General features: G+C 67.2%; 11 protein-coding genes and 1 pseudogene. 7 read left to right on the top strand and 5 right to left on the bottom strand.

The features are described from left to right. Nucleotides 1–81 precede the first annotated feature (81 nt). Entirely contained in the window at nucleotides 82–984 is a 903-nt protein-coding gene (rsgA, locus tag B447_RS15210; protein ID WP_002942277.1) for a ribosome small subunit-dependent GTPase A, read from the top strand. 43 nt (nucleotides 985–1027) lie between these two features. On the opposite strand, the gene B447_RS15205 is transcribed toward rsgA, so the two are convergent. Together B447_RS15205 and B447_RS15200 are read right to left on the bottom strand one after the other, a co-directional pair. After that, complete coding sequence (locus tag B447_RS15205; protein WP_002942276.1) at nucleotides 1028–1942, bottom strand: alpha/beta fold hydrolase; 915 nt, start codon at nucleotides 1940–1942, stop codon at nucleotides 1028–1030. Between the two features lie 83 nt (nucleotides 1943–2025). Continuing rightward, nucleotides 2026–4401 (bottom strand): DNA internalization-related competence protein ComEC/Rec2, encoded by a 2376-nt coding sequence (locus B447_RS15200; protein WP_232431645.1) that lies wholly within the window; start codon nucleotides 4399–4401, stop codon nucleotides 2026–2028. A gap of 160 nt (nucleotides 4402–4561) precedes the next feature. Here B447_RS15200 and B447_RS15195 point away from each other — a divergent pair, with 160 nt between their 5' ends. After that, nucleotides 4562–5125: a DUF2062 domain-containing protein gene (locus tag B447_RS15195; RefSeq protein WP_002927936.1), complete on the top strand. Its 564-nt coding sequence runs from the start codon at nucleotides 4562–4564 to the stop codon at nucleotides 5123–5125. A 29-nt stretch (nucleotides 5126–5154) separates the two neighbouring features. On the opposite strand, the gene lolD is transcribed toward B447_RS15195, so the two are convergent. Together lolD and B447_RS15185 are read right to left on the bottom strand one after the other, a co-directional pair. Beyond that, nucleotides 5155–5853 (bottom strand): lipoprotein-releasing ABC transporter ATP-binding protein LolD, encoded by a 699-nt coding sequence (gene lolD, locus B447_RS15190; RefSeq protein ID WP_002927935.1) that lies wholly within the window; start codon nucleotides 5851–5853, stop codon nucleotides 5155–5157. Further along, complete coding sequence (locus B447_RS15185) at nucleotides 5846–7102, bottom strand: lipoprotein-releasing ABC transporter permease subunit (RefSeq protein ID WP_002942269.1); 1257 nt, start codon at nucleotides 7100–7102, stop codon at nucleotides 5846–5848. The genes lolD and B447_RS15185 overlap by 8 nt, the downstream gene beginning before the upstream one ends. A gap of 208 nt (nucleotides 7103–7310) precedes the next feature. Between B447_RS15185 and B447_RS15180 the strand changes: the two genes are divergently transcribed. Beyond that, nucleotides 7311–9311 carry a CHASE domain-containing protein gene (locus tag B447_RS15180; RefSeq protein WP_002942268.1) on the top strand — a complete coding sequence of 667 codons (2001 nt, stop codon included), beginning with the start codon at nucleotides 7311–7313 and terminating at the stop codon, nucleotides 9309–9311. On the opposite strand, the gene B447_RS15175 is transcribed toward B447_RS15180, so the two are convergent. After that, nucleotides 9308–11389: a YgiQ family radical SAM protein gene (locus B447_RS15175; protein WP_002942266.1), complete on the bottom strand. Its 2082-nt coding sequence runs from the start codon at nucleotides 11387–11389 to the stop codon at nucleotides 9308–9310. The two genes, B447_RS15180 and B447_RS15175, sit on opposite strands and share 4 nt — an antisense overlap. 258 nt (nucleotides 11390–11647) lie before the next feature. Between B447_RS15175 and B447_RS15170 the strand changes: the two genes are divergently transcribed. From B447_RS15170 to B447_RS15155, 4 genes and pseudogenes are all read left to right on the top strand, one after another. Further along, nucleotides 11648–14035, top strand: a complete 2388-nt coding sequence (locus B447_RS15170) for a Tex family protein (RefSeq protein WP_002942263.1) — start codon at nucleotides 11648–11650, stop codon at nucleotides 14033–14035. A gap of 47 nt (nucleotides 14036–14082) precedes the next feature. After that, the gene (locus B447_RS15165) at nucleotides 14083–14436 is read left to right on the top strand and encodes a Spx/MgsR family RNA polymerase-binding regulatory protein (RefSeq protein WP_002942261.1); all 354 of its coding nucleotides are present in this window, start codon (nucleotides 14083–14085) and stop codon (nucleotides 14434–14436) included. Between the two features lie 46 nt (nucleotides 14437–14482). Then, on the top strand, nucleotides 14483–15358 hold the full coding sequence (gene hslO / locus B447_RS15160) for an Hsp33 family molecular chaperone HslO (RefSeq protein WP_002942258.1): 876 nt from the start codon (nucleotides 14483–14485) through the stop codon (nucleotides 15356–15358). Nucleotides 15359–15474: 116 nt separating this feature from the next. Next, nucleotides 15475–15816: pseudogene (locus tag B447_RS15155) on the top strand (septum site-determining protein MinC); the annotation flags it as partial.

Raw genomic sequence — 15816 nt, 5'->3', positions numbered from 1 at the left:
TCGCGCCCGGTTCCACAACAAGCACAGCGACAGGTTCGAGTGAGAAAACGCGTCCGGCCCGGCGGTGGCCAAGAACATGGGGTGGATGGCGTGATCGTCGCCGCCTTTGGCCGCCACTACGAAATCGACACGCCCGAAGGACGCCTGCGCTGCTATCCACGCGGCAAGAAGAGCAGCTTTGCCTGCGGCGACGAGGTACAAGTCCTGCCCGGGGGTGACGGCCAGGGCGTGATCGAGGCGCTGAGACCGCGCCGCAACCTGTTGTGGCGATCGGATGCCTTCCGCGAGAAGCTGATCGCCGCCAACCTCAGCCACATCGTCATTGTCGTCGCAACCGAGCCGGGCTTCTCGGATCTGCTGGTGTCGCGCTGCATTGCCGCCGCCGAGAGCCAGGAAATCACGCCGCTGGTGGTCCTCAACAAGGCCGACCTGCATGAACGTTTGCCTGCTGCACGCGCCCAGCTGGAACCCTTCGCGCGCCTCGGCTACGAGGTGATCGAGGTTTCTGCCCTGGAGGGTGCGGATCTGCTGCGCAAGCGCCTCGCAGGATTGCGCGCGATCTTCGTCGGCCAATCGGGCATGGGCAAGTCCACCCTGACCAACGCGATTGTCCCCGAGGCCAACGCCGCCACTCGGGAAATCTCGGCCGCGCTCGACTCCGGCAAGCACACCACCACCTTCGCCCGCCTCTATCCACTACCGCCGGCGCAGGCTGGCGTGCCTGCCGGCTGGCTCATCGACAGCCCTGGGCTGCAGGCTTTCGGGCTTGCGCACCTTTCAGCCGAGGACCTCGCCGAAGCCTTCGTCGAGTTCCGCCCTCATCTAGGCCAATGCCGCTTCCGCGACTGCCGCCACGAGGCAGAGCCAGGCTGTGCGCTGCGTGCCGCCCTCGAGTCCGGTGCAATCCACCGCCGACGCTGGGAACACTACCGCAGCATTCGCGAAGAGATCGCCGCCGCACGTAGGCTCAATCCGGGCTGGTAGTCCTGACGGGAGCGGCCCAGGGCTGGCGCGGCGGGCCTGATGATCAGGCTTCGAGCAGAAAGCCCCGCACCACCTCGATCTGCGCCGGATCCATCAGCATCGGCGCGTGCCCCACCCCGGTGAATTCGACGGTGCGCGCCCGCGGCCCTCGCGTACCCATTGCCTCGAAGACGTCGGCCGCGAGCAGATCGGACTGCGCACCGCGCAAGGCCAGGGTCGGGCAGCGCACGCCCTCGTACACGGGCCACAAGTCGATATCGGCATCGATCGGCCCGGCGCGGAAGGCATCGCCCAGCCCTGGGTCATACACAAAGGCGAAGCCACCGCCTTCGCCGCCAACCGGCCGCACCGAGTATTGCGTGAGGTGGCGCCACTGCGCATCGCTGAGCGGTCCGAACGGCGCGCTCACCTCGCGGATGTAGGCCTCGGCCGCCTCCATGGTCGGAAAGCGCGGCGTCATGCCGACGTACTGAGCAATGCGCTCGAGCGCCACGCGGGTGATTACGGGACCGACATCGTTGAGCACCAGGCGGCTGATCGGCGTATGCGGCTGGCTGGCGAGCAGCATGCCGATGATGCCGCCCATCGAAGTACCGACCCAATGCACCTCCTCGACATCCAGGCGCGCGATCAGCGTCACCATGTCCGCCACGTACACGGGAAAGCCGTAATCGGACTTGACCCCCAGCCAGTCGCTGCGCCCGCGCCCAACCACGTCAGGACAGACGACGCGGTAGTCGTCGGCCAGCGCGCGCGCCAAGTCGTCGAAATCGCGGCCGTTGCGCGTCAGTCCGTGGACGCAGAGCAGTACGCGCGGGTTGGCGGGGTCGCCCCATTCGGTGTAGGCCATGCGGTGCAGGCCATGCGGCCCGAGGCACTGCACACGACGCTCGCGCAGGTTGTGCCGCGAACCTGCACCGAGGGTGGACGCGGCGAACAGGGGGCTCGATGTAGTCATGGCAGCAGGCAGATCCCGTGTTATCGGCAGTGACCCAAGTCTAGCCCGAATGCGGCTGAGGCTGCGACTGTCGCTGACGGCACTCAGCGCCCATGCCAGTATCGCGTCCGTTCGGTGCGCTCAGCCCTGATGCTGACGCGCTCGCCGCCACGCGCCGGGAACGCCGCCGTCACCGCGCCCTGGCTGTCGGTACGCCAGTTGCGTGTACCCGCCTGCGCCCAGCGCGCCAACACCTCGGGATGCGGATGACCAAAGGCGTTGCGCCGCCCCGCCGAATGGATCACGTGCTCAGGCGAGGTCGCTGCCACGAACGCCTGCGAAGACGAACTGCGGCTGCCATGGTGAGGGCTCAATACCACGTCGCTCTCCAAACCCTCGCGCTCGAGGGCGATCAGTTGTGCCTCCGCGTTGCGTCCGATGTCGCCGGTAAGCAAGAGCGCGCCCCCGGGGCCAAGCACTCGCAGCACGCAGGAGTTGTCATTATCGTGGCGTGACGAGCCAGCAAGCGCCGCCTCACCACCCGGATGCAGTACCTCGAAACGGACGCCATCCCATTCCCATGCCTGGCCGCGCTGGCAACGCCACGCCGTACCCGCCGCGCCTGCCTGGGCTGCCCAGGCTGCTCCCCAGCGTGCATCGGCGTCATGTGGACCGGCAAGCACGGTGCCCACCGACGTTGCCTCAAGGAGGCTCGAAGCACCGCCGACATGATCGATGTCATCGTGTGAAAGCACGAGCAGATCGAGCGCGGCAACGCCGTGCGCGCGCAAGTAGGGCAGGATGACACGGCTACCCGCGTCGGCGCTCATGCCGTAAGCAGGACCGGCATCGAACAGCATGTCGTGGCGGTGCGTCTGTACATGCACCGCCAAGCCCTGGCCGACATCGAGCGTGCGGGCTACGAAAGCACCTGGCTCCGGCCGCGGGGGTGCCCACAACGCCAGTCCGGCAAGCAGCGCCGGCGCCGCCAGACGCCCGGGGGTCGCGCGTGGCAACAACAGCATGGCGACGGCGAGCGCCCCAGCGGCAATCAGCCATGGCGGCGGCCGGGCCTGCTCCCAGAGCGCGTGTTCGAGCTCGGCAAGCGGCCGCACGACATCCATCATTATCACGGTGGCGCCATGTGCCAGGACGAACAGACCATCGACCGGCACGATCAGCGCGAGCAGCACGAGCGGCGCGATCACGAAGCTCACCGCCGGGATGGCGACCAGATTGGCCAGCGGCGACACGAGCGGGAAGGACTGAAACAGGGCGAGCAGCGCAGGCGCCAGCGCAAAGCTGATCGCCAACTGCACGCGCAACGCGGCGCGCCATCCCGAAGGCGGGCGGACGCGACCACCGAGCACGGCCAGGATGACCGCCACCGCCGCAAACGACATCCAGAACCCGGCCGACAGCACGGCCCACGGGTCGGCCACCAGCACCACCAGCAGCGCTGCCGCCAGCACGCGCGAAGCTGCCAGCCTGCGGCCGGAAAGCAGCGCCAGTACCGCCACCGCCAGCATCAGCCAGGCCCGCAGCACCGGCAGGCCAAGCCCGGCCAGCAGTGCATAGGCGCTTGCCCCCGCAAGGGCTGCCAAGGCGCGCGCCTTGTGCACCGGCAGACGCAACGCCAAGCCCGGAGCCCGCCGCCACGCCAGGCTGCACAAGCCGCCACACAGCAGGCCGACCAGGCTGACGTGCAGCCCCGACACCGCCACGAGATGGCCGATGCCGGTATTGCGGAATACGGTCCAGTCGGCCTCTGCAATTGCGCGCTGGTCGCCCACGGCCAGTGCGGCGAGCACGCCGGCATGCTCGCCCTCCGGCAATGCGGCGAGAATGCGTTCGCGCACGACCCCGCGCTGACGGTGCACCCATTGCATTACGCCGCCTGGCGCAGCGTCGAGCAATTCGGCATCCGCACGTACGTAGCCGGTCGCACGAATGGCGCGCTCGAGCAGCCAGCCCTCGTAGTCGAAACCATGCGGATTGGCAAAACCATGCGGGGGCCTGAGGCGGACCACGAAATGCCAACGCTCGCCGGCCTGCAAGGCCGGAAGGGGGTTCGGCGCACGACGGTTTTCGTACCACGACAACTGGATGCGAGCGGGCACACCTTCCGGCGCGGCGTCGGGCTCGAACACGAATCGCCAGCCGCCGGCCAAGGGTTGCGGCAAGCCGGTGATGCGCCCGGCCACCGAGATATCCTGCCCTTCCAGCGTGTGGGCGAGGGCATCGGCCATGCGCCACTCCGCACGCTGCGCCGCCCACGCGAACCCCGTCGCACATGCCATCGCCACGACACAGGCAGCGACGGCGTAGCGCCCCGCCCAGCCCCGGGCGCTCGCGCCGAACAGCGCCCCGAGCAGCACGCACGCAAGTGCAATGCCCGCCGCTGCAGGCCCGGCATCGAGCGTGCTGCGGGTTTGAAGCAGGCACACGCCTGCCAGGAAACCCAACGCGACCATCCTCATGACATCGTATGATGCCAAAAGCATTGCTTGCTGCCTATCCGCAGCGAAACCTGTGGTGACAATCGGCAGCCTACATCAGCCGGGACACAAGGGCCCGGACGGCTGCCGAACTGCTAGACTGCGCCGCCGTCCAAGAACCCTGCGCCAGCAAGACAAGTCCATGCGCAAGCGTCTCAAGCGCCTCCTGCCCGATCACCAGACCATCAGCGCAAACCGCTGGCTGCGCCCGTTCGCATCCACCCTGCTGCATCCGCGCCTGTGGCACCTGAACCGCCATTCCGCCGCGGGCGCGGTAGCCGTGGGCCTGTTCTGCGGCCTTGTCCCCGGCCCGCTGCAGATGCTCAGCGCTGCGCTCTTCTGCGTGGCCTTTCGGGTCAATTTGCCGCTCGCCTTGCTGACGACGCTCTACACCAACCCGATCACCATCGTGCCCCTGTATGTGCTGGCCTTCGGGATCGGCAGCCTCATCACTGGCAACGGGGACATTGCGTTTGCTCCACCCCCCGAACTCGCCAGCCTGAACCCGGCGACCTGGATCAGCGATCTGCTCGCGTGGACGACAAGCCTGGGCAGACCCCTGTTCATCGGCCTGGTGGCACTCGCGGCGGGCTTGTCGATCGTGGGCTACCTGGGCGTGCGCTGGAGCTGGCGCTACTGGCTTTTGCGCCAGTGGGCTCAGCGCAAAGCCCGGCGCGCAAGAACGGGAGGCGCCGCTCCGCGCTGAGCACGGCAACAGCGCCTCCCGCGACGGCACTATTCGAGCCGGCCATCACTCAGCCGCAAGGTGCGCTGGGCGCGTGCGGCGAGCGCTTCATCATGGGTGACGATGACGAAGCTGGTCGAGAAGCGCTCATTGAGCGACAGCATCAGCTCGAACACCGCACCCGCAGTTCGCCTATCGAGGTTGCCTGTCGGCTCGTCGGCGAGCACGCAGGCCGGCTCGCTCACCAGGGCGCGAGCGATCGCCGCACGCTGGCGCTCGCCACCGGACAGTTCGCCCGGCGCGTGATCGAGGCGATGACCCAGGCCGACCTCGGTGAGCATCCTGGCCGCACGCGCCTCGGCCTCCTCGCGGGCGATACGGCGGACGTAAAGCGGCATGGCGACATTCTCCAGCGCGCTGAACTCGGGCAGCAGGTGATGAAACTGGTACACGAACCCTAGCGCAGCGTTGCGCAACCGGCCGCGCGCGGTTTCCGACATGCCCGAGAAATCCTGCCCCATCAGGCTGACCTTGCCGGCACTGGGTACGTCCAGCCCGCCGAGCAGATGCAGCAGCGTGCTCTTGCCCGAACCCGAGGCGCCGACGATGGCGACGCGCTCGCCACGTTCGATGCGCAGATTCACGCCGTCGAGCACCTTCACCGCATCGGCACCTTCACGGAAGTGCTTGCTCAGGCCTTCGCAGGCCACCACCGACGAAGCCGCCGGCATCATCACGGGATCACTCATAGCGCAGGGCCTCCGCCGGGTTCACCCGTGACGCGCGCCAACTAGGGTAGATCGCCGCCAGCAGGGTGAGCACAAAGGACACGGACACGATGCTGACCACGTCGGACGTCAACACCTTCGATGGCAACTCGTCGATGTAGTACACCTCCTTGTTCCACAGCGTAGCCCCGGTCACCGTCTCGAGCGCGGGGATCACCACATCGAGGTTGCCGGCGATGGCAAGCCCGCCAGCGACGCCGGCCAGCAGACCGACGACACCGATGATCGAGCCCTGGAGCACGAAGATGGTCATGATCGAGGCCGGGCTCGCACCCAGGGTGCGCAGGATGGCGATGTCGGCATACTTCTCCTGCACTGCCATGACCAGCGTGGATACGATGTTGAAGGCGGCCACCGCGACAATCAGGAACAGGATCAGCGTCATCATCGTCTTCTCGAGCGCGACGGCGCGGAAGAAGTTGGCATGGCTGCGCGTCCAGTCAGCCACGATCAGCCCGGGCTCGCTGATCATCAGCGCCAGCTCGCGGGCCACACGGGGCGCGGCAAACAGATCGTCGAGCTTGAGCCGCACGCCACTCACCGCATCACCGAGCCGATACAGCGCCTGGGCATCGGCGACATGCACCAGGGCAAGGCCGGAGTCGTATTCGTACATGCCAGCCTCGAAGATGCCCACCACCTCGAACTGCTTGACGCGCGGCAGCACCGCGGCTGGAGTGACCAGCCCCTGAGGCGCGATCAGTGTCACCTTGTCGCCCAGTTGCACGCGCAGGGCAAATGCGAGGTCGCGCCCGAGCACGATGCCGAAGCGCCCGGCTTGCAAGGCGTGGAAGTCGCCACTCTGCATGTAGCCGCCGAAGTCGGCCACCTTGTCTTCCTCGCTCGGAATGACCCCGCGCACGACGGTGCCGCGTACTGCATCGTCAAAGGACAGCATGCCCTGCTCCTGCACGTAGGGCGCGGCCGCGCGCACCGACGGGTGCTGCATGCTCTCCTCTGCGACCTGTTGCCAGGTCTCCAACCCCTCGCCCCGGCTCTGCACCTGGATATGGGAGGCAACCCCCAGGATGCGGGTGCGCAACTCCTCCTGGAAGCCGTTCATGACCGACAGTACGACGATCAGGGCCGCAACCCCGAGCGCGATGCCAAACATGGATACGAGCGAGATGAAGGAGATGAAACGGTTGCGCCCCTGCGCGCGCTTGCGCGAGCGCGTGTAGCGCATGCCCACGAGAAATTCATAACGCATGGAATTCAGGTATCCTCAGCCCGGTTCGGACAAGCCCGGCATTGTGCCCGCCCTTGGCCTGCAGCGCGACACCAAAGCGCATGCGAATGTAAGTCGGGGCACTTGCCGCCAAGCCCGGCAGCGCTGCAGCCTGCCGGCCACGACGCTGGCAGGCGCCCGAAATTCGTGAAACACTGATCGGTAACGACAGCGCAGGAAACGTCGCCCCATGCCGCCAGAAGCGAATGCTCCGCAAGGCCGCACCCCGGGACTGCTCGACCGCAGTGCCGCCGCGTGGCTTGCCTTGGGCGTGAGCTGTGCGCTGACCATCGCACTGGCGCAGTACGTGGCTACCCATCTCGACACGCGGGCCCAGGACCGCTTCATGATCGGCACGGAAGTGGCGCGCAACCAACTCCTGTCGCGCATGCGCGCCTACGAGCAGGTCTTGCGCGGTGGCGCGGCGCTGTTCGCGGCGAGCGAGCATGTCGACCGCAAGGAGTGGCACGACTACGTCGCTGCACTCGACCTCGACGATGGATTGCCAGGCATCCAGGGCATCGGTTTTGCCGAGGTGATCCCTGCATCCAGGCTCGATGAGCACCATGCCGCAGTGCGCAGCGAGGGCTTTCCGGGCTACAGCGTCCACCCGCCGGGCGCGCGCGACCCCTACACGAGCATCGTCTACCTCGAGCCGTTCATCGACCGCAACCTGCGTGCCTTCGGCTACGACATGTACTCGGAGCCGGTGCGGCGCGAGGCGATGTCGCGCGCGCGCGACAGTGGCCAAGCCGCGCTATCGGGCAAGGTGACGCTGGTCCAGGAGGACGGCCGGAACACTCAGCCCGGCTTCCTGATCTATCTCCCCGTTTTCGATCGCCAGATCGACACCCGTGATGTCGTGGGGCGACGGACCGCACTGCTCGGCTATGTCTACAGCCCATTTCGTGCGCACGACATGATGCGCAGCATCTTCGCCGACGGCCTGCGCAACGCCATCGTCGAGCTCTTCGACCACCACCCCGACGACGCCAACCTGCTGTTCGCCTCTGCCCCAGCGCGCTACGACGCACGTCACACGGTGACGCATGCGGTGGAGGTCGGGGGCCGCAACTGGGTGGTGCGCTTCAGCAGCACGGCGGCTTTCGAGGCCGACTCCCAAAGTGCGGAACCAATGTTGATCCTCGTCGGCGGCTCGGCACTAGGGGTGCTGCTGTTCACGGTATTGCGTACCAACGCAGTCCACCGTCGGCGCATGCAGGCCGCGGCAAACAGCCTTGCCGCCAGCAGGGACGAGTTCCGCGCCCTGGTCGAGAACGTACCTGGCGTGGTTTTCCGCTGCCAGGTCGGCGTCCCCTGGCCCGTGATCCACATCGGCCAGAGCGTCGAGGCGCTGACTGGTGCCACGGCGGATGAGTTCGTCTCCGGAGCGGTGTCGTTCGCCGACTTCATCGAGCCCGAGGACATCCTTCGCATCGAGCAGGCCATCCGCGACGCCGCGGACAAGCAGACGAGCTACGAGGTGGAATACCGCATGCTCGGTCGTGACGGAGCGGTGCGCTGGGTCAGCGAGCGCGGGCGGGTGCACGCCGATGCGCTGGGTCGAGACCTCTGGCTCGACGGGGTGATCGTCGACATCAGCGCGCTCAAGCACGCCGAGGAAACCATGCGCAGCCTCGCCTTCGTCGACACGCTCACCCAACTCCCCAATCGCCGCTTCCTGCTCGACCGGCTGCGGCAGGGCCTTGCAAACAGCCGGCGCCACGGCCACCACGGCGCGCTGCTGTTCGTCGACCTCGACCACTTCAAGGCGGTGAACGACGCCCACGGCCACGAAGCCGGCGACGAGTTGCTGTGCGAGGTCGCCAGCCGCCTGCGCCAATGCGTACGCGAGGGCGACACGGTCGCACGCCTGGGCGGGGATGAATTCGTGATCATGCTCGAGGACCTGGGCGACTCCAGCACGGAGGCCTTTGCCAAGGGCACCGTCATCACCGACAAGATCCTCGCCGCGCTGAACCAGCCTTTCGAAGTGGGTTCCGCGACGCTCCAGAGCACGCCAAGCATCGGCCTGACCTGCTTCAGCGGCGAGGACGACAGCGCCGAGTCGCTGCTGCGCCGGGCCGACGCTGCGATGTACCGCGCCAAGGCGGGCGGGCGCAACCGCGTCGAGACCAGCGCGGCATCGGCACTCGCACTGCCAGCCGGCCAAGGAAGCGCCCGCTCCTAGCGCGCCCCCCGCCGGTCAACGGCCTTACGGCCTTTCGCGGACGATCGGCACGTCCCGGGTGCCGGCTTGCGCGTTGCAACGCTCGCCTGGTTGGCAACCGGCTGATGCCGCGGCACAAGGCAATTGGGCCCGTTGCCGATGAGTTCGGCGCGCCCCATGCGCATCAAGCCTTCGCGCAGGATCGGCCAGTTCTCCGGGTCGTGCCAGCGCAGGAAGGCCTTGTGCAGCTTGCGGATCTTGCCAGCACGCGCGGTCTCGACCACTTCGGAGTCGGCCGACACCTTTTTCAGCGGGTTCTTGCGCGAGTGATACATCGTGGTCGCCATCGCCATCGGCGTGGGCAGGAAGGTCTGCACCTGATCGAGGCGGAAGTTGTGCTTCTTCAGCCATAGCGCCAGGTTGAGCATGTCCTCGTCGGTCGTCCCCGGATGGGCAGCGATGAAGTACGGCACCAGGTGCTGCTTCTTGCCAGCCTGCGCCGAGAACTTCTCGAACATGCGGGCGAACTCCTCGTAGGCACCGATGCCCGGCTTCATCATCTTGGCGAGGGTGTTCTCCTCGGTGTGCTCGGGCGCAATCTTGAGCAGGCCGCTGACGTGATGGGTGACGAGTTCCTTGACGTACTCGGGCGAGCGCACTGCCAGATCGTAGCGCAGGCCCGAGCCGATGGTGATGCGCTTGACGCCGGGCACGGCGCGCGCCTTGCGGTAGAGTTCGACGAGCGAGCTGTGGTCGGTGTTCAGGTTCTCGCAGATGCCCGGGTACACACAGGACAGGCGTCGGCAGTTTTCCTCGATCGCCTTGCTCTTGCACGCCATCCGGTACATGTTGGCCGTGGGCCCGCCAAGATCGGTGATGTGGCCCTTGAAGTCAGGCGACTTGTCGCGGATCTCCTCGATCTCGTGGATGATCGATTCATGCGAGCGGCTCTGGATGATGCGGCCCTCGTGCTCGGTGATCGAACAGAAGGTACAGCCACCGAAACAGCCGCGCATGATGTTGATCGAGAACTTGATCATGTCCCAGGCCGGGATGCGGGCACTGCCATAGCTCGGGTGCGGCGCACGCGCGTAGGGACGACCGTAGACGAAATCCATCTCGGGCGTGGTGAGCGGCACCGGCGGCGGGTTGATCCACACGTCACGCGCGCCCGGCCCCTCGCCATGACACTGCACCATGGCACGCGCGTTACCCGGATTGGACTCGAGGTGGAACACCCGCGAGGCGTGCGCGTACATCACCGCATCGTCCTTCACCTGCTCGTAGGACGGCAGGCGGATTACCGTGTGGGCACGGTCGGCGCGGCGTGCGGCGACACGCTCTGCCGCGGGTACGATGCGCACCGGCTGGGCGCCGTCCACCGTCGGCTTGGGCGCAGCCGCCGCCGGCTCCATCGCGTAGGGGTCGGGGTGAGTGTCGATGCGCCCTGGCCGATCCAGCGCCAGTGAATCGGTTTCGTGCCACTCGTCGGACGGGCGCCAGCCCGGCTTGACCATGAAGGCGGTGCCGCGCAGATCGCGAATCGAGTCGATCGCCTCGCCCGCCGCCATGCGCTGGGTGAGCGCCACCAGCGCACGCTCGGCATTGCCGAAGAGCAAAATGTCGGCCTTGGCGTCCGGCAACACCGAGCGCCGCACCTTGTCCGACCAGTAGTCATAGTGCGCGATCCGGCGCAGCGAGGCCTCAATGCTGCCAATGACGATCGGCGTACCCGGGAAAGCTTCCCGGGCGCGCTGCGCATAGACCGTCACCGCGCGGTCGGGCCGCTTGCCAGCCTCGGCATTCGGCGTGTAGGCGTCCTCGGAGCGGATCTTGCGGTCCGAGGTATAGCGATTGACCAGCGAATCCATGTTGCCGGCGGTGATGCCGAAATACAGCCTTGGCCGGCCCAGCGCACGGAAGGGCTCGGCCGACTGCCAGTCGGGCTGGCTGATGATGCCGACCCTGAAGCCATGGGCTTCGAGCAGGCGCCCGACAAGGGCCATGCCGAAACTGGGGTGGTCGATATAGGCATCGCCCGTCACCAGGATCACATCGCATTCGTCCCAGCCGAGCGCGTCCATTTCCTTGCGCGACATGGGCAGGAAAGGCGCGGCGGCGCCACTTTCGGCGGCGGGCAGAATGCTGGGAGCGCCTGCGGGCAAGGCGGGCGGAGGGGCAGCAGGAGGCAGGGAGCGAACTGTTTGACGCATGATGGGCGCCATTGTATCGACACCCGGCCACGCTGGCCGCAATCACGCCCACACAATCACGCAATCGCGGTTGATCTTCGCGCGCTGCCTGTTGCACTATCCGGCCCCTCCCCCTCTCCAGCGCCTAGAGGCCGTATTCCGCCCATGCTTCCCCCGATCGAACATCGCATCGCCGACGAGCTCGGTGTCTCACCGCGCCAGGTCATCTGCGCAGTCCAGCTCCTCGATGACGGCGCCACCGTGCCCTTCATCGCCCGTTACCGCAAGGAAGTCACCGGCGGCCTGGACGACACCCAGCTGCGCACGCTGGAGGAGCGACTTGGCTATCTGCGCGAACTCGAAGACCGGCGCGCTACCGTGCTCGCGTCGATTGACGAGCAGGGCAAGCTCACCGCCGAACTGCGCGCCGAGGTCGAGCACGCCGACACCAAGCAGCGCCTCGAAGACCTCTACCTGCCCTACAAGCCCAAGCGTCGCACCAAGGCCCAGATCGCGCGCGAGGCCGGCATCGGCCCGCTTGCCGAAGCCCTGCTCGCCGACCCCACCCTGACGCCCGAGGCCGAGGCCGGGAAATACCTGAATGCCGAGGCTGGCTTCGCCGACACCAAAGCGGTGCTCGACGGCGCGCGCCAGGTCCTGATGGAGCACTTTGCGGAGGACGCCCGCCTGCTTGGCGAGCTGCGTGGCTGGCTGCACGAGCATGGACAGGTACGATCGAGCGTGATCGAGGGCAAGGAGAACGAAGGCGCCAAGTTCCGCGACTGGTTCGACTTCGCCGAGCCGATTGCGACCATGCCCTCGCATCGCGCACTGGCGCTGTTGCGCGGGCGCAACGAGGGCGTGCTGCGCCTTGCACTCGACGTCGACCGCGACGACCCTGACGCCCCGCACCCCTGCGAGGGGCGCATTGCGGTGCACTTCGGCATTCGCAACCAGCGCCGACCGGCCGACCGCTGGCTCGCCGAGACTGCACGTTGGGCGTGGAGCGTAAAGATCTCCATCCACCTCGAACTCGAGTTGATGAGCGAGCTGCGCGAGCGCGCCGAGGAAGAGGCGATCCGTGTCTTCGCGCGCAACCTCAAGGATCTCCTGCTTGCAGCACCGGCTGGCACGCGTGCAACCATCGGCCTCGACCCGGGCATTCGTACCGGGGTCAAGGTCGCGGTGGTCGATGCCACCGGCAAGGTGGTCGACACGACCACCGTGTATCCCTTCGAGCCGCGCCGCGACCGCGAGTCCTCGATCGCCACCATCGCCGCGCTGGCGAAAAAGCACGGTGTCGAGCTGATTGCCATCGGCAACGGCACGGCCTCGCGCGAAACCGACGCGCTGGTCGCAGAACTGATGAAGCGCCACCCCGAGCTGCGCCTGACGAAGATCGTGGTATCCGAGGCCGGCGCATCGGTGTATTCGGCCTCGGAGCTCGCCGCACGCGAGTTCCCCGAGCTCGACGTCAGCCTGCGTGGTGCCGTCTCGATCGCCCGTCGCCTTCAGGATCCGCTTGCCGAACTGGTCAAGATCGACCCCAAGTCGATCGGCGTCGGCCAGTACCAGCACGACGTCAACCAGGGCCGGCTGGCCAAGAGCCTGGATGCGGTGGTGGAAGACTGCGTGAACGCGGTCGGTGTGGACGTCAATACCGCCTCGGCGCCGCTGCTCGCACGCATCTCGGGGCTCAACGCCACGCTGGCCGGCAACATCGTCGAGTATCGCAATGCCAAGGGGCCGTTCCGCAGCCGCAACGCGCTCAAGGACGTACCACGCCTTGGCCCCAAGACCTTCGAGCAGGCCGCGGGATTCCTGCGCATCCCGAGTGGCGACAACCCGCTCGACGCCTCGTCTGTGCACCCGGAGGCCTACCCGGTGGTCGAGCGCATTCTCGCCAAGGTGCAGAAAGGCGTGCGCGAGCTGATGGGCAACGGCAGCTTCCTCAAGAGCCTGAAGCCGGCGGAGTTCACCGACGAGCGCTTCGGCCTGCCCACGGTGCAGGACATCCTCGCCGAGCTCGAGAAACCCGGCCGCGACCCGCGCCCCGAGTTCCGCACCGCCACCTTCCGGGAGGGTGTGGAAACGCTCAAGGACCTCGAGCCCGGCATGCTGCTCGAAGGCGTGGTCACCAACGTGACCAACTTTGGCGCCTTTGTGGACATCGGCGTGCATCAGGACGGCCTGGTCCACATCTCCGCGCTGTCGAACACCTTCGTCAAGGACCCCCACAGCGTGGTCAAGGCCGGCCAAGTCGTAAAGGTAAAGGTGCTCGAAGTGGACATCCCGCGCCATCGCATCGCCCTGACCATGCGGCTCGGGGACGAAGCGACGCCCAAGCGCAACGAGCCTGGAGCAAGACGGCACGACGCCACGCCACGCCGTGGCGACAGCGCCCCGGCGATACGCGCCGACCAGCGCCCGCGCACCAATGACGGCCGTCGTGCCCCCGCCCAGGACAAGACGGCTGGCCGCCAGGACGCATCACGCGCAGCGACCGGTAACGCCCTTGCCGATGCCTTCGCCCGCGCCCGCAACGGCAAGTAGTCAAGACCGCGCCGCCGCACGCCACCCTCAGAGCACTGATTCAGGACATGAAACCGATCATCCACGGCATCAAGAACTGCGACACCATGAAAAAAACCTTCGCCTGGTTCGATGGCGAGGGCATCGCATATGCGCTCCATGATTACAAGAAGGTCGGTATCGACACCGCAACGCTGACCCGCTGGTGCGACCGCCTGGGCTGGAAGACCCTCGTCAACACACGTGGCACGACCTGGCGCAAACTCTCGGCCGAACAGCAAGCGCTTGCCGACACCGCTGCCGCAATCGCGCTGATGCAGGCCCAGCCCAGCCTGATCCGCCGCCCGGTGGTCGAGTTCGCCGACGGCGAACTCGTCGTCGGTCTCGATACCGCAGCATTCGAGCGCCTCGCCCGACGCTGAACAACACAGCCCCTGCATGCGTGCAGGGACAAGGGAATACCGACAGATGAATGCCCGTCCCCCAAAAAGTTACGTCCAGCGCTTCCTGCTGGAAGAACTCGACATCCGTGGCGCCGTGGTCCGTCTGACCGACGTCTGGCAGGCCCTGCAGCGCGAGCGCGGGTATGCGCCTGCCGTGGCAAGCCTGCTCGGCCAGATGACTGCCGTGTCTGCCGTCATCGCCGGCAACCTCAAGCAGCCCGGGCGGCTGACCTTCCAGGTCAACGGCCATGGTCCGGTCAGCCTGCTCGTCGTCGACTGCAACGAATCGCTCAACCTGCGCGCCTACGCCAAGGCCGACGCCGTGCCTGCCTCGGTGGCCCTCGACGGAGGGGTCGCCGACCTGGTCGGAGACGGCCGCCTGCAGCTTTCGCTCGACATCCCCGGCCTCGATCAGCCCTACCAGAGCCTGGTCCCGCTCGAAGGCGACAGCATCGCCCGCTGCTTCGAGAACTATCTCGCCCAGTCGGAGCAACAACCCGCAGGTCTCTGGCTGGCCTGCTCGGCGGACGCCGCCGTCGCGCTGTTCGTCCAGAAGCTGCCCGGCGCCGACGAACGCGACGCCGACGGATGGGCACGGGTGCAGCATCTGGCACAGACCGTGCGCGAGGACGAACTGCTTGGCCTGGAGGCCGAGGAGATCCTGCGCCGGCTGTTCGCCGAGGAGACCGTGCGCCTGTTCGAGGCTCGGCCGGTTCGCCACGACTGGCCTGCCGACCCTGCCAAGGTGGGGGCCATGCTCCAGGGCCTGGGCGAGCAGGAGGTTCGCGCAATGCTCGCCGAACACGGAGAGATCGTCGTCCACGACGACCTGTCGAACCACACCTACCGCTTCGATGCGGACGACATCGACGCACTGTTCCGGCCGCCGACCCTGCACTGACGGCACACAACGCGTGGGCGGCGGATCAGGCGACACCCACGACGCATGCACCGTACGCGCTTGCCCGATGGCCTGAGCATCAGTACACTTCCTTGATTTTGAAGAACGTTCAGTCCATGCCCGCGCCCGCCCGCCCGATCGAGTTTCGCAACACCACGCTGGGCGCCACCGTCGCCGTGCTGCAGGCCGCAGAGCCCACCGTCCTCGCCGACGCCCTGCACAAGATGCTCGGCGGCATGCCCGACTTCTTCAACGGCGAGGCGGTCGTGCTCGACTTCGGCAGCCTGCGCGACGGCCCCGAGCGCATCGACTGGGCGGGCCTGCAGTCCCTGCTGCGACGCTACCGCCTGCAGCCGATCGGTACCTGCCGGCTCGCCGAACGCCACCACGCCGGCGCCCGCCAGGCCGGACTGGCGCTGCTGGACGCCGCCCTGCTTCCGGAGCGGCCGGCCGCAGAG

This window comes from Thauera sp. 27, from assembly GCF_000310125.2.
Taxonomy (GTDB): domain Bacteria; phylum Pseudomonadota; class Gammaproteobacteria; order Burkholderiales; family Rhodocyclaceae; genus Thauera; species Thauera mechernichensis.
The sequence above is the reverse complement of the archived record's forward strand: the minus strand, read 5'-3'. Positions and strand labels throughout refer to the sequence as shown.